Annotated in this window: 14 protein-coding genes; 12 read left to right on the top strand and 2 right to left on the bottom strand. The window is 45.5% G+C overall.

Annotation, left to right across the window (positions count from 1 at the left end; translation table 11 throughout):
- Nucleotides 1-63: 63 nt before the first annotated feature.
- The 4 genes from FLB61_RS01570 to FLB61_RS01555 all read left to right on the top strand — a co-directional run bounded on the left by FLB61_RS01570 (nt 64) and on the right by FLB61_RS01555 (nt 3,633).
- Nucleotides 64-1,677, top strand: coding sequence for an MBL fold metallo-hydrolase RNA specificity domain-containing protein (locus tag FLB61_RS01570; protein ID WP_087211904.1), 1,614 nt, complete (start codon nt 64-66; stop codon nt 1,675-1,677).
- Nucleotides 1,678-1,797: 120 nt separating this feature from the next.
- Nucleotides 1,798-2,574 carry an RNA polymerase sporulation sigma factor SigG gene (gene sigG / locus FLB61_RS01565; protein ID WP_087200195.1) on the top strand — a complete coding sequence of 259 codons (777 nt, stop codon included), beginning with the start codon at nt 1,798-1,800 and terminating at the stop codon, nt 2,572-2,574.
- 118 nt (nt 2,575-2,692) lie between these two features.
- Nucleotides 2,693-3,358, top strand: a complete 666-nt coding sequence (locus FLB61_RS01560) for an HAD family hydrolase (protein WP_087200299.1) — start codon at nt 2,693-2,695, stop codon at nt 3,356-3,358.
- A gap of 11 nt (nt 3,359-3,369) precedes the next feature.
- Nucleotides 3,370-3,633, top strand: coding sequence for a glyoxalase (locus tag FLB61_RS01555; protein ID WP_087200197.1), 264 nt, complete (start codon nt 3,370-3,372; stop codon nt 3,631-3,633).
- A 34-nt stretch (nt 3,634-3,667) separates the two neighbouring features.
- On the opposite strand, the gene FLB61_RS01550 is transcribed toward FLB61_RS01555, so the two are convergent.
- Nucleotides 3,668-4,099 (bottom strand): FMN-binding protein, encoded by a 432-nt coding sequence (locus tag FLB61_RS01550; protein ID WP_221919222.1) that lies wholly within the window; start codon nt 4,097-4,099, stop codon nt 3,668-3,670.
- A 180-nt stretch (nt 4,100-4,279) separates the two neighbouring features.
- On the opposite strand from FLB61_RS01550, the gene pth reads away from it, so the two are divergent.
- From pth to FLB61_RS01535, 3 genes are read left to right on the top strand one after another with little or no spacing between them, the layout of a single operon-like run.
- Nucleotides 4,280-4,849 (top strand): aminoacyl-tRNA hydrolase, encoded by a 570-nt coding sequence (pth, locus tag FLB61_RS01545; RefSeq protein WP_087200201.1) that lies wholly within the window; start codon nt 4,280-4,282, stop codon nt 4,847-4,849.
- A gap of 16 nt (nt 4,850-4,865) precedes the next feature.
- Entirely contained in the window at nt 4,866-8,219 is a 3,354-nt protein-coding gene (gene mfd / locus FLB61_RS01540; RefSeq protein ID WP_221919221.1) for a transcription-repair coupling factor, read from the top strand.
- A gap of 53 nt (nt 8,220-8,272) precedes the next feature.
- The gene (locus FLB61_RS01535; RefSeq protein WP_221919220.1) at nt 8,273-9,382 is read left to right on the top strand and encodes a peptidylprolyl isomerase; all 1,110 of its coding nucleotides are present in this window, start codon (nt 8,273-8,275) and stop codon (nt 9,380-9,382) included.
- Between the two features lie 64 nt (nt 9,383-9,446).
- Here the strand turns inward: FLB61_RS01535 and FLB61_RS01530 are convergent, their stop codons facing one another.
- Complete coding sequence (locus FLB61_RS01530) at nt 9,447-9,893, bottom strand: GatB/YqeY domain-containing protein (RefSeq protein WP_221919219.1); 447 nt, start codon at nt 9,891-9,893, stop codon at nt 9,447-9,449.
- A gap of 169 nt (nt 9,894-10,062) precedes the next feature.
- On the opposite strand from FLB61_RS01530, the gene FLB61_RS01525 reads away from it, so the two are divergent.
- The 5 genes from FLB61_RS01525 (at nt 10,063) to secD (ending at nt 14,981) form a co-directional block, all read left to right on the top strand.
- Entirely contained in the window at nt 10,063-10,608 is a 546-nt protein-coding gene (locus tag FLB61_RS01525) for a stage V sporulation T C-terminal domain-containing protein (RefSeq protein WP_221919218.1), read from the top strand.
- Between the two features lie 69 nt (nt 10,609-10,677).
- Nucleotides 10,678-11,046 (top strand): TIGR04086 family membrane protein, encoded by a 369-nt coding sequence (locus FLB61_RS01520; protein ID WP_221919217.1) that lies wholly within the window; start codon nt 10,678-10,680, stop codon nt 11,044-11,046.
- An 81-nt stretch (nt 11,047-11,127) separates the two neighbouring features.
- Entirely contained in the window at nt 11,128-11,271 is a 144-nt protein-coding gene (gene scfA / locus FLB61_RS01515) for a six-cysteine ranthipeptide SCIFF (protein ID WP_008976445.1), read from the top strand.
- 112 nt (nt 11,272-11,383) lie between these two features.
- A complete protein-coding gene (scfB, locus tag FLB61_RS01510; RefSeq protein WP_087200300.1) occupies nt 11,384-12,793 on the top strand; it encodes a thioether cross-link-forming SCIFF peptide maturase in 1,410 nt (469 codons plus the stop codon).
- Nucleotides 12,794-12,818: 25 nt separating this feature from the next.
- The gene (gene secD, locus FLB61_RS01505) at nt 12,819-14,981 is read left to right on the top strand and encodes a protein translocase subunit SecD (RefSeq protein WP_221919216.1); all 2,163 of its coding nucleotides are present in this window, start codon (nt 12,819-12,821) and stop codon (nt 14,979-14,981) included.
- The last annotated feature ends 15 nt before the right edge of the window (nt 14,982-14,996 follow it).

Below are 14,996 nucleotides of genomic sequence, written 5' to 3'. Positions count from 1 at the left end.
AAAATCAATCCGAAAAGTGGTACAATATCTACAAATACCAATGACAGGAAGTGGGGCGATTTTATGAAACTGAAGTTTATCGGCGCGGCACATGAGGTAACAGGAAGCTGCCATGTTCTGGAAGCATGCGGCAGGAATATTCTGGTGGACTGTGGAATGGAGCAGGGACCTGATCTTTATGAAAATCAGGAACTTCCGGTATCCGCGTCTGAGATCGATTTTGTCCTTTTGACTCATGCACATATCGATCATTCCGGCAACCTCCCTCTGCTTGTAAAAAAAGGATTCAAAGGGGAGATTGTAACTACGTTTGCCACAGCAGATCTCTGCAGCATCATGCTCCGTGACAGTGCTCATATACAGGAGTTTGAAGCAGAATGGAGAAACAGAAAGGCAAGGAGGAGCGGGGCGCCGCTTTATGAGCCTGTTTACACTATGCAGGATGCTGTCGATACGATGGAATTGTTCGCTCCCTGTGACTATGGACAGAGAATTACGCTGTGCCAAGGTGTGGATGTAAGATTCAATGACGTGGGACATCTTCTTGGATCGGCAAGCATAGAAGTGTGGATTACGGAAGATGGAGAGACGAGAAAAATTGTATTTTCCGGAGATGTGGGAAATATCAATCAGCCAATCATCAAAGATCCGTCCAATGTATCGGAAGCAGATTATGTCGTGATCGAATCCACTTACGGCAACCGGATCCACGGAGAAGGGATACCGGATTACATAGGAGAGTTCACAAAGATCGTGAGGGAGACATTTGCCGTAGGAGGCAATGTTGTGATTCCGTCGTTTGCTGTGGGACGTACCCAGGAAATACTGTATTTTCTCCGGGAGATCAAGGAGAAAGGACTGATACCGGAAAATCCGGATTTTGAAGTATATGTGGACAGTCCGCTTGCCATCGAGGCGACGAACGTATTTAACAAAAATATGTACGGGTGCTTTGATGAGGAGGCGCTGGCACTTGTGAAGCAAGGGATCAATCCACTGCGCTTTCCAGGTCTTAAGCTTGCAACTTCGACGGAGGAATCTAAGCAGATTAATTTTGACGACCGCCCGAAGATCATCATTTCGGCATCCGGAATGTGTGAGGCGGGCAGGATCCGACATCATCTGAAGCATAATCTCTGGAGAAACGAATGCACCATCCTCTTCGTTGGATATCAGGCCGCAGGGACACTTGGCCGCAAGCTGATCGAAGGAGCCGAGTGTGTCAAACTTTTCGGAGAAAACGTGGAAGTGAATGCAAGAATCTGTTCTCTGAAAGGGATCAGCGGACATGCGGACAAGAACGGACTTTTAAACTGGCTGTCCGCCTTCGAGACGCCAATTCGTCACGTATTTGTCGTTCACGGCGAAGATCAAGTTACAGATGAATTTGCAAAAACGATCACAGAGACATTAGGGTACCCTGCTTTTGCGCCTTATTCCGGAGGCTGTGTGGATCTTTTGAAGGATGAAGTTATAAGCGAAGGAATCCGGATACCGAAGAAAGCAGCTGAGAAGCCGGCAAGGATCCGGGCAAACATGGTATTTAACCGTGTTGTGGCAGCAGCCAAACGTCTGATGGAAGTGGTCATGAAAAACGAAGGACTTGCCAACAAAGATTTGGCAAAATTGGAAAGTCAGATCTTAAACCTGGCCGACAAGTGGGACAGAAACGACTAGAGAAAGAAGAATTGTCAAGGGTAAAAACTTTTTTTATTTTTTCGAAAATCGAATAAGAGACTGTGCGTATGTACATCATTCTAAGTAGAACGGCAGTATGCCGATGCAGGAGGATGTACAATGGTGCCAAACAAGGTAGAAATATGCGGGGTCAATACATCAAAGCTCCCGCTTCTGAAAGAAGAGGATAAAGAGGCGTTGTTTGCCAGGATCAAAGCGGGAGATGAGCAGGCGAAAGAAGAATATATCAAAGGAAACCTGAGACTTGTGCTTAGTGTGATCAAACGTTTTTCGGGAAGCAATGAAAATCCGGATGATCTATTTCAGATCGGATGTATTGGCCTTATCAAGGCTGTCAACAATTTCAATACGGAACTGGACGTAAAGTTTTCTACTTATGCGGTTCCGATGATCATCGGCGAGATTCGGCGCTACATGAGGGACAACAATTCCATCCGGGTAAGCCGCTCTTTGAGAGATACGGCCTACAAGGCCATATACGCAAAGGAAAACTATGTGAAGAAAAATTTGAAAGAGCCAACGGTTCAGGAAATCGCGGAGGAAATCGGAATCTCCAAAGAAGATATCGTTTTTGCACTGGATGCCATTCAGGCTCCGGTAAGTCTGAATGAGCCGGTCTATAACGACAGCGGAGACGCACTTTATGTCATGGATCAGATCAGTGACAAGAAGAACAAAGAGGAGAGATGGGTGGAAGACCTGTCTTTGGAAGCCGCGATGGAGCACTTGAATGAGCGGGAAAAATACATCATCCGGCTTCGGTTTTTTGAAGGTAAGACGCAGATGGAGGTGGCAAAAGAAGTTCATATTTCCCAGGCGCAGGTAAGTCGTCTGGAAAAAAATGCCCTGAAAACGATGAAGCAGTATCTTGTGTAAAAAGGAAGAGGAGACAGAGTATAAGAATACGGTCTCTTCTTTTTTTGTTGAAATTTTTCTTGTGTTATATTATGCTTTATGTGTACAGAAAATCCAAAACAGGAATGAGGCGACAGAGATGATTAAGACTTGTATATTTGATCTGGATGGAACGCTGACGGACACACTGGAGTCCATTACCTATTCGGTCAATCTGACTTTGAAAGAGATGAAGTTACCTGCCATTACGATGGAACAATGCCGTATGTTTGTGGGCAACGGTGCAAGAGTACTGATGGAAAATGCGATGAAGGCGTGTGGGGATACCGATCTTTTGCGGATTGAAGAGGCAATGCAAATATACGGGAGAGTGTTTTCTGAAAACTGCACTTACCGCGTAAGGCCATACGACGGAATAACGGAGACTTTAATGAAGCTCAAAGAAGAAGGAGTCCATCTGGCGGTACTGTCCAATAAGCCGGACGGACAGGCGGTGGATGTCGTACATACCTTTTTTGGCAAAGAGTTGTTTGATTACGTACAGGGACAAAGAGAAGGGATACCAAGGAAGCCGGATCCGGCAGGAGTTTTTCTGATCATGGACAGAACAGGATCAAAAGCATCGGAATGCCTTTATATCGGGGATTCCGATGTGGACATGCATACGGGCAAAAATGCCGGAATGAAAACGATTGGTGTAAGCTGGGGCTTTCGTTCTAGAGATGTACTGACAGGAGCGGGGGCGGATGTGATCATAGACCGTCCGCAGGAACTTCTCTCGTTTACAGAAGAAAAAAAGGAATAGGAGGGATTTGCATGTACGAGTACAGCGAAGAATGTCTGCAGACGTTTTTAAAAAAGCAATCTCAGCTTTTTGATGAGCCGGTGGCAGAGACACAGGAAGAAGCAGAAGCATTTTTGGAAGACTGTATGGCGGTTGTTCTGGATTCACTGGAAGAAGTAAAAGAATATCTGGAAGAGTCCGGAGCCGATGTGGATGGAATGACACTGGATGAGATCGAGGATGCATCGGAAGTATTTTCACTGCCTGGCGGACAGTACCTGGTAGTAGAAGGGTAGTATGACAAAGTAAAGAAAGCAAAAAAAGCCGGGATCACTTCTCCTCGGCTTTTTTTAATGCATCGTTTATGGCATCTGTGATGAGTTTGGAAGTATAAGAATCTTCCGAACTGGATGTGATATTGTCGGTGGTCTGGTTCTTTACTACCTGATCTGCGACGTCCTCCATGGCAGGCTGGATCAGAGGGTACATGGTTGTTACCGTCTCATCAAGATTGGAAAATCGTACGGAGTTGATGTGATGCTTATCTACCGAGACTTCCACCTGGAGTGGTGTGTTGTTCAATGTAATGCTGGATGTATAGATGCCTGGCATATACTCTTTAGAAGAAGATTTCTCCTTGGAATCATCGGGGAGAAACATGAAAAGCAGGATGAGTATGAGCAGGATGCCAAGCAGCGCAAACACTGCGGTGTAGATTATTTCTTTCATGTGAAGTACAACGATCTTTGTTTTGGAACTCATGGGATAGATTGCCTCCTTTGGTAAAATGATTTCCGCTTGTTTGGATTTCCCTTTTTATACTATATGATGGGAAAAGGATCCTCATGCAAAAATGTACATAAATACGTAGGGAAACGCCGTTGCCAAAGAGATGGTTTTGGTTTACAATAGAAAGACAGCAAAAAAGGAGAGATGAGAAAGATGTTTATAATTGTAGGGTTGGGGAATCCATCCTCCCGCTACGAAGGCACGAGACATAACATTGGGTTCGATGTCATAGACAGGATTTCGGAGGAATACCATATACCAGTTGACACAAGAAAACACCGGGCGCTGATCGGAAAAGGTGTGATAGACGGGACGAAAGTCATCCTGGCAAAACCTCAGACATTCATGAATCTGAGCGGTGAAAGCGTGCGGGAACTTGTGGATTACTATAAGATCGATGAGGAGAACGAACTGATCGTGGTCTACGATGATATCAGCCTGGATGTGGGAAAAATCCGCATTCGCAAAAAAGGGAGTGCCGGCGGACACAACGGCATCAAAAATATTATTGCGCATTTGGGACATGATGTATTTATGAGAGTGAAGGTCGGCGTGGGAGAAAAACCAAAAGGGTATGATCTTGCAGACTATGTGCTTGGACATTTCTCAAAAGAAGAAAGGGAAGCCATGGATGAAGCCTGCGAAAATGCGGTTCAGGCAGTAAGCATGGCAGGCCGCGGCGAAGTGGACGAGGCCATGAATAGGTTTAACCGAAAAGGATAAGGAAGGAGAACGTTCGATGAAAGCTTTTACGGAACCTCTTCTGGAACTGGCAGAATTTGAGACCATTCAGAAAACAAAAAAGCAAAAAACGGGCTTGCTGCAGATTGCGGGCTGTACAGGTTCCCAGAAGACGCATCTTGCTTACGCCCTGGCTGAGGATGGAACACGCAGTCTCTATGTTCTTTCCAATGAAGAACGTGCAAAAGAGGTGTACGAGGAATATCGCTTTCTGGATCCGGATGTGTACTTTTATCCAGCCAGAGATTTTTTGTTTTATCAGGCAGACATCAGAGGTATTTTTCTGACAAAGCAGCGCATGGAAGTAATGCGCGCACTTCTTGAAGAAGAACGCGCTACAGTCATCACTACCATTGACGCTTTGATGGATGCCGTCGACTCTCTGGAGGCTATCCGGGCAAAGGTGTTTTGCATGGAAGTAGGACAGACTATGGATTTCGAAAAGCTGAAAGAGACGATCGTGTCCATGGGGTACCGCAGAGAGGAACAGATTGAAGGGCCAGGGCAGTTTGCGGTTCGAGGCGGAATTTTGGATTTCTTTCCGCTTACAGAGGATCTGCCTGTCCGGATTGAATTTTGGGATGATGAGATCGATTCCATCCGTTCCTTCGACACGGATACGCAGCGATCTGTAGAAAATATGGAGAGAATCACTGTCTTCCCGGCCGGAGAAATGTCAGATGATAAGGATAAAGTATCGTTTCTGTCTTGTTTTGAACGGGAAGAAACTCTTATTTTTCTGGATGAACCTCTCCGCCTCTCAGAGCGTGGAAGTGAAGTGGAGGAAGAAGTGCGCCAGGCGGAGGAAAACCGGAAAAATGCAGAACAGACAAAGGCTCAAAGTAAGAGAGAACCAATCTGTATCTTCCGGATAAAGGATGTCATACAGGAGCTGAATCTTTTCCCGTCCATCGGATTTACAGCCCTTGAAGTAAAAATAAAAGAATTTCAGATGCGTGCGGCATATAGTATCCAGGCGAAAAATGTCAATCCGTATAACAGTAGTTTTGAGGTGCTCACGAAGGACCTTGCGAGGCTGAAACGCAGCGGATACCGGGTCATTTTGCTTTCCGGATCGCGTACGAGAGCCAGACGTCTGGCAGAAGATTTGAGAGATTATGGACTCAACAGTTTCTACGATGAAAATCTGGATCGGCTCGTGAAACCAGGAGAGATCATGGTCTCTTACGGGCATGTGACGACCGGATATGAGTACCCGCTTCTGAAATTCAGTGTGATATCGGAAACGGATATTTTCGGAAAAATCCGGAAAAAAAAGAGGCATAAAGTATATGAAGGGGAAAAGATCCACAGTTTTACAGAATTAAAGCCTGGAGATTACGTTGTACATGAGAATCATGGTATCGGTGTATACCAGGGGATAGAGAAAGTGGAAGTGGACCGTGTTGAGAAAGACTATATGAAGATCTCATACGCGGGAGGCGGGAATCTCTACATTCCGGCAACACAGATGGATCTGATCCAGAAGTATGCAAGTGCGGATGCAAAAAAGCCGAAGCTCAATCGTCTTGGAGGACAGGACTGGGGACGGACAAAGACGAGAGTAAAAAAGGCGGTTCAGGAGATCGCAAAAGATCTCGTGAAGCTGTACGCAGCGCGGCAGCAGAAAGAAGGGTATTCTTATGAGCCGGATACCGTCTGGCAGAAGGAATTTGAGGAAATGTTCCCGTTTGAGGAGACAGATGATCAGATCCTTGCTATCGAAGCAACAAAAAAGGATATGGAAAGTCATAAGATCATGGATCGTCTGATCTGCGGGGATGTGGGATTCGGAAAGACGGAGGTGGCTATAAGGGCTGCCTTCAAAGCGGTGCAGGAGAATAAGCAGGTGGCTTTTCTTGTGCCGACTACGATTTTGGCCCAGCAGCACTACAATACACTCATCCAGAGGATGAAAGACTTTCCCGTCAGAGTGGACCTTCTGTGTAGGTTCCGTACGCCTTCTCAGCAAAAGAAAACCCTCTCGGATCTGGAGAAAGGGCAGGTGGACATTCTTGTCGGGACACACCGGATCCTAAGTCAGGATGTCCGTTTTAAAGACCTGGGACTTTTGATCATTGACGAGGAACAGAGATTTGGAGTCCAACATAAGGAAAAGATCAAAAAACTGCGGGAAAATGTGGATGTTCTGACACTCACAGCCACACCGATCCCAAGGACACTCCACATGAGTCTCATCGGAATCCGTGATATGAGTGTCCTGGAAGAAGCTCCTATGGACAGAATGCCGATTCAGACGTATGTCATGGAGTATCAGGATGAGATGGTGCGGGAAGCTATCACACGAGAATTGTCGCGACAGGGACAAGTGTATTATGTGTACAATAAAGTCAAAGATATTGCCGAGATCGCCGCAAAGATCCAGAACCTTGTGCCGGAGGCGAGTGTGGCGTATGCCCACGGACAGATGAAAGAACATCAGCTGGAGCGGATCATGTACGATTTCATCAACGGAGATATCGATGTTCTTGTGTCTACCACAATTATTGAGACCGGGCTTGACATCTCTAACGCAAACACAATGATCATTCACGATTCCGACAAGCTGGGGCTTGCCCAGCTCTATCAGCTGCGGGGAAGAGTCGGCCGTTCCAACCGTATGGCCTACGCTTTTCTTCTATACCGGAGAGACAGGCTTTTAAGAGAGGTGGCGGAAAAACGTCTCGCAGCAATCCGGGAATTCACGGATCTCGGATCCGGATTCAAGATTGCTATGAGGGATCTGGAGATCCGGGGAGCGGGGAATCTTCTGGGAGAAGCACAGCATGGGCATATGGAGGCCGTTGGATATGACTTGTACTGTAAGATGCTGAACGCGGCAGTCAAGAGCATGAAAAACGGGGAAGAGGAGGACGAGATCGAAAGCTACACTACCACGATTGATCTGAATGTCGATGCTTTCATTCCGGCATCCTATGTGCCGAATGAATATCAGAAGCTGGATATCTACAAGCGGATCGCCGCCATCGAGACAGACGAGGAGATGGACGATATGATGGAAGAACTCATTGACAGGTTCGGAGATATCCCGAAAAAAGTCCAGAAGCTGATTCTGATCGCGAGGCTTAAAGCACTTGCACACTCTGTCTATGTCACGTCAGTGGAACAAAAAGGCAATGTGCTGAAACTTGTCATGTACGAAAAAGCAAAGGTAAAGGTAGAAGAGATACCGAAACTCCTGGAAAGAAGAAAAGGAGAGCTTGTGTTTAAGACGGATTTGGCACCTTATTTTCTCTATGAAAAGAAAAATAAGAACAGAAAAGAAAAAGATCCGGATATTCTGGAAGTCGTGAAAAATCTGTTAAATGATATAAAAACATTGATTGTATAGAGGAAAAAAGATATAATAAGAAGGCTAAATATACGAAGGAGGCTTTTGGAATTATGAAAAAGCGTTTTGCAGCACTTCTGCTTGCGGGTACTCTCGCGATGAGTACACTTGCCGGATGTGGAGGGCTTGAAGATAGTGATGTTATGGCTACGGTAGGAAAAGAAGAGATCACAGGAAATGTGGCGAATTTTTTTGCAAGATACCAGCAAGCCATGTACGAGGCCACCTATTCATCCATGCTTGGCGATAATATGTGGGAAACACAGATTGAGGCGGGAAAGAGCTACGAAGAAACTACAAAGAAAAATATCATGCAGTCTCTGGAAGAGCTCTATCTCATCGATCAGCATAAAGAAGACTACAATGTAAGCCTTACGGATGAAGAGAAGAAGAAAATTTCTGATGCGGCTGATGCTTTTGTGAAAGGCAACAGCGAAGAGGCAAGGAAAATGATCTCAGGAGACAAAGAGACGATCGAAAAGATTTTGACACTTTTGACAGTCCAGAATAAAATGCAGCCGGAAATGATCAAGGATGTGGATCAGAATGTATCTGACGAGGAGGCGGCACAAAAAAAGATGCAGTATGTCTATTTCCTTTATTCCAAGGATGCATCCTCAGAAGACTCTTCTGCAGAAGGCGAGACAGACACCGATACTAAGGATGAGGCAAAGACAAAAGCAGATGCTTTCTTAAAAGCAGTCAAAGAGGGAAAAGACTTCAGCGCGTCTGCCGAAGAACAGGGGGCTACGGCTTCGGAGCTCACATTTGATTCTTCCTCACAGTCTCTGGATGAAAAGGTTATAAAAGCGGCAGATGCACTGAAGGCCGGAGAAATGACAGATGTTATCGAAACAGACACCGGTTTTTATGTGGCAAGATTAACTTCAGACTTTGACCGGGAAGCAACGGACAGCAAGAAGCAGCAGATCATTGATCAGAGAGAGCAGGACAGATACGACGAACTTCTGAAAGAATGGAAAGAAGACACAGAGATCAAAGAATACGGGAAAGAATGGAAAAAGATCGATTTTGTGAAACAGGGAGTGAACGTAAAGGCCGCTGAGACAACGGAAGATACGTCTGAGAACACAGAGGAAACTACGGAAGAAAACACGGAAGATACAACGCAGGAAAACTCTGAGAACACAGATGCAGAATAAAGATCAAATATACGAATATACAGGGCATCCGGATCCGAAGAAATCTGGATGCCCTGTTTTTCTTCTACTCAAAAAAAGTGCTGACCATTTCGTTTACGAGCTTTCCGTCCGCTTTTCCTTTTACTTTCGGCATCAGCTCTTTCATGATCTTTCCTTTGTCTTTTCCGGTTGGGTGTTCAAGGCCCAAGTCGGAAAGGACAGATGCGATGACAGATCGGATTTCTTCCTCATCCATCATTTTTGGTGCGAATTCCTCCAGGACAGAGATACGTCCTTTGCATTCTTCGATGATCTCGGTCCGGTCTGCAGGTGTTAATTCCAGGGTTTCTTTTGTCTGTTTGATCTCTTTTAAAACAACTTGTACTTCTTCTTCCTCTGTGAGGTCTGCTCTTTTGTCGATAGCCTTATTTTTGAGAGATGCCAAAAGAAGGGAGAGAGTTTCTTTTCTGGCTTTGTCGCCGGATTTCATGGCAGCCACCATCTGTTTTCTGACTTCTTCTATTTTGCTCATACGGATGTCCTCCTAATTATTATTTTCCTTTATTTTACACGTTCAAATAAAAAAGTGCAATGCGGAAAACTTCTTTCGGCGGGAAAGAAGCGCATAAAAAAGAAGTTTTCACAGATAATAGAAGTATTACCAAGGAACAGGAAAAAATGGCAGATGGAGGAAAACAGATATGAAAGCGACAGGAATCGTAAGAAGGATCGATGATCTGGGGCGGGTAGTCATTCCAAAAGAAATCAGAAGAACACTCTGTATACGGGAAGGTGCTCCCCTTGAAATATTTACCGGAAGAGAAGGGGAGATTGTGTTGAAAAAATACTCTCCTCTTGGGGAAATCCACTCTTTTGCGGAGCAGTACGCAGAAAGTCTCTCGCAGACGGCAGGGCTCCTTGTTTGCATTACGGATATGGAAAAGATCATTGCAGCCTCGGGGGCAGGAAAAAAGGAAATGTTGGAAAAAGAAATATCGGAAGAGCTTATGGATGCGGCGGAAGGGAGAAAACCGATAATTGCAGAAATCGGCCAAAAAGAGTACATTGCGATATCGAAAGCAGAACAGACCTCCTATCAGGAGGAGATCATCTATCCGATTCTATCAGGAGGAGATGTCATCGGAAGCGTCATATTTTTGAGCAGGGAAAAAGGAAAAGAAAGGGAAGTTCGCCAGAAACTTGCCGCATGTGCGGCGATGTTTCTCGGAAGTCAGATGGAAGCGTAAAGGCGTTTGAGTCATAAATCCCGAAAAAACATCATACAATAGTCTTAGAAAAAGGACAAGGAGGGTGTGATGGGGAAAAGTCAGAAAACAGGAATTATGCGCATCTTTCAGGCATTGTTGGTATCCTATGCCATCACGGCGCTGCTGCTTCTTGTATTGGCGGTGCTTCTTTACAAACTGAATCTTGATAAAGGGAAAGTGTCGGCAGGTATCATAGGGATCTATGTGGTTTCCGCCTTTGCAGGAGGATTTTTGCTTGGGAAACTCCAGAAAGTCAGAAAGTTCATATGGGGGCTTGTATTAGGCATTTTGTACTTTCTCCTCCTGTTGCTCGTCTCGTTTGGAGTGTATCACACGTTGCAGGGAGATGTGGTCAATCTTTTGACGACACTTGTACTTTGCTCGGCAGGAGGAATGCTGGGAGGTATGTTTTCTTGAGAAGGAAGAAAAAAATACTTTAAAAAGAGAGGGCAGTATGCTATAATATCGAATAGCATAAACCAAAGGAGGAAACAGGAAATGAAACACATTAAAACATTAAATACACAGACTTTAAACAACACAATGAAGAAAGGCGGATGCGGAGAATGTCAGACATCCTGCCAGTCTGCATGTAAGACATCCTGCACAGTAGGAAACCAGACCTGCGAACAGAAGAAATAAGCAGAAATCATACAGGGGAAATTTTCACAGACAGCGGCTGACCGGTCGCTGTCTGTTGATGTTGCAAGAAAATCTCAGAAAAAATATCGATAAACAGAAAGGGGTACCGTTTGTGATTCACCAGTACCAGAACAACGGATATAATATTGTCCTGGACGTCAACAGTGGATGCGTGCATGTTGTGGACCAGATGGGATACGATGTGATCGCCTGCCTGGACAGATTGTGTCAGGATCAGACTGCGGAGACGATCCAGTCAGAAGAAACGAAGAAAGCAGTGCTTGAAGAGCTTTCAGATAAATACAGCGAAAAAGAACTTCTCTCCCTGCTTCCGGATTTGGCCGAATTGGCAAAAGAAGGACAGCTTTTTGCACCAGATACACATGAGTCTTGTATCGGGGAAGTTATGAAGAGAAAGACGGTAGTAAAAGCGCTTTGTTTACATATCGCTCACGATTGTAACCTGGCATGCAAATACTGTTTTGCGGAGGAAGGGGAATACCACGGAAGAAGGGCGCTTATGTCTTTTGAAGTTGGGAAAAAGGCGCTGGATTTCCTGATCGCAAATTCCGGAAGCAGAAGAAATCTCGAAGTGGATTTCTTTGGCGGAGAGCCGCTTATGAATTGGCAGGTCGTAAAAGACCTGGTGGCATACGGAAGAGAGCAGGAAAAGAAATATGACAAGCATTTCCGCTTTACGCTGACTACGAACGGAGTGCTTTTAAATGACGAAATCCAGGAATTCCTGAACAAAGAGATGGATAATGTGGTCTTAAGTCTTGATGGACGAAAGGAAGTCAATGACGCAATGAGACCGTTCCGGAACGGAAAAGGAAGCTATGATCTGATCGTGCCGAAGTTTCAGAAGCTTGCAGACAGCCGCGACCAGATCCGCTACTATGTGAGAGGAACATTTACGAGAAATAATCTGGATTTTTCAAAAGATGTGATGCATTTTGCGGATCTTGGATTTAAACAGATGTCTATTGAACCTGTGGTAGGAGACGAGACAGATCCGTATGCGATCCGCAAAGAAGATCTTCCGCAGATTTTTGATGAGTATGACAAGCTTGCACAATATATGATCCAGCGGGAGAAGGAAGGCAAAGGATTCAACTTCTTCCATTTCATGATCGATCTGGAAGGCGGACCGTGCATCGCTAAACGGCTTTCCGGATGCGGATCGGGAACGGAATATCTTGCAGTGACGCCTTGGGGAGATTTCTACCCATGCCATCAGTTTGTCGGGGATGAGGACTTCCTGATGGGCAATGTGGATGAAGGGATCACGAAGCCTGAGATTGCCGAGGCGTTCCGTGGATGCAATGTGTATTCCAAGGAAAAATGCAGAAACTGTTTTGCAAAGTTTTACTGCAGCGGCGGATGTATGGCAAATGCATATCATTTCGAAGGATCTCTCAATGAGGCCTACGATATCGGATGTGAGATGGAGCGCAAGAGGGTTGAGTGTGCCATCATGATAAAAGCAGCGCTTGCGGACTTGGGAGAATCCGAAGCGTAGAAGCAGAATGGAAGGGTGTGAAGGCATGAAGAAAAGCGGAGGGATAGCAAGTCTCTTTGTCGTGGCGGCTTTGATCGTGATACTGGGATTCACGACTCTTGTCGGATTTGGCAGCCGCAATACCGGCGCGATGAAAAACATCAAGCTTGGACTGGATTTGGCCGGAGGTGTCAGCATTACGTACAAGGTAACGGATAAAAATCCGACGAGTGAGGAAATGCGCGATACAGTCTATAAGCTTCAGAAACGTGTGGATGGGTACAGTACAGAAGCAACGGTGTATCAGGAAGGCGATGACAGGATCAGCATCGAGATACCTGGGGTAAACGATGCAAATGCCATCCTTACAGAACTCGGAAAGCCAGGTTCTCTGGAATTTCAGACAGAAGATGGAGAGACGGTTCTTTCCGGAAGTGACATCAAGACAGCGGAGGCAAAGACGGGGCAGAATCAAGACACTGGTGCCGCAGAATATATGGTGGAGCTTCAGCTGAACGAAGAAGGAAAAGAAAAGTTCGCCAAGGCTACAGAAGAAAATATCGGAAAACAGATCGCTATCATCTACGATGGAGAGACGATCAGTTCTCCGAACGTAGATGAAAAAATTCCAGATGGAATGGCTTATATCAATGGAATGTCAAGCTTTGAGGAGGCGGAAGAACTCGCATCTACCATCCGTATCGGCGGATTGAAGCTCGAATTAGAAGAACTCAATTCTCAAGTGGTAGGGGCGCAGCTCGGGGAAGAAGCAATCAGTACAAGCCTGAAAGCAGGTGTGATTGGTCTGATCATCGTTTTCATCTTCATGTGCGTGGTTTATCTCCTGCCGGGGCTTGCATCCAGTATTGCCTTATTGATTTATACTGGGATCGTGCTTGTACTTCTGAATGCATTTGATATCACGCTCACACTTCCGGGGATTGCAGGTATCATCCTGTCTATCGGAATGGCGGTAGATGCGAATGTCATTATTTTTGCACGTGTGAGGGAAGAAATCACAGATGGAAAGAGTGTGAAGTCGGCATTGAGACTTGGATTCCAGAAAGCTCTTTCTGCCATCGTGGACGGAAATGTCACAACGCTGATCGCAGCGGTTGTGCTCTGGCTGAAAGGAACAGGGAGTGTCAAAGGATTTGCTCAGACGCTGGCCCTTGGTATCGTTGTGTCTATGTTCACAGCACTGGTAATTACCAGGATGATCATCAATGCGTTCTATGCCATCGGAATCCGGAAGGAAAAATTCTATGCGAAAGTGAAGCCGGCAAGAAAGCCGATCAATTTCCTTGGAAAAAGAAAGATTTTCTTTGCCGCCTCCATTGCGGTTATCGCTGCTGGCTTGATTGTCATGGGCGTGAACGGCGCAAGAGGAAAAGGAATGCTGGAGTACAGTCTGGAGTTCCAGGGAGGTACGTCCACAAATGTTACTTTTAATCAGGATTATTCCCTGGAGGAGATTGATTCCAAGGTTGTTCCTGTAGTGGAAAAGGCAACCGGAGATGCGGAAGTACAGACACAGAAAGTGCGTGATACCAATCAGGTCATTATCAAGACAAAAGCACTTGATCTGGAAAAGAGGGAGGCTCTGGATCAGGCTCTGGTGGAAGAGTTCCAGGTAGATGAATCGAAAATTACGTATTCCAATATCAGCTCTACTATCAGTTCCGAGATGAGACAGGATGCGATCATCGCAGTTGCGATCGCAGCAGTATGTATGCTCCTTTACATCTGGTTCCGGTTTAAAGATATCCGATTTGCGACAAGTTCCGTTGCCGCATTGGTTCATGATGTACTTGTGGTACTTGTATTTTATGCAGTGTCAAGGATCAGCGTGGGCAATACTTTCATTGCCTGCATGCTTACCATCGTCGGATATTCCATCAATGCGACTATCGTTATTTTCGACCGCATAAGGGAAGAACTGAAGACGAGAAGAAGAAAAGAGCCGCTTGCAGATATTGTCAACAGAAGTATCACGATGACATTGACAAGAAGCATCTATACATCGCTTACGACATTTATCATGATATTTGTGCTCTTCGTTATGGGTGTAAGTTCTATTAAGGAATTTGCACTTCCTCTGATGGTAGGTATCGTGTGCGGAGCGTACTCTTCTGTATGTATCACGGGAGCGCTCTGGTATGTAATGAGGACAAAAATCGGAAAAAACAGAGAAAAAATAACAGCGTAATCAGAAGGGGATGCA

It is taken from the genome of Sellimonas caecigallum (genome assembly GCF_019754295.1).
Classification (GTDB): Bacteria; Bacillota; Clostridia; order Lachnospirales; family Lachnospiraceae; genus Sellimonas; species Sellimonas caecigallum.
This window is presented reverse-complemented; position numbering and strand designations above follow the sequence as displayed.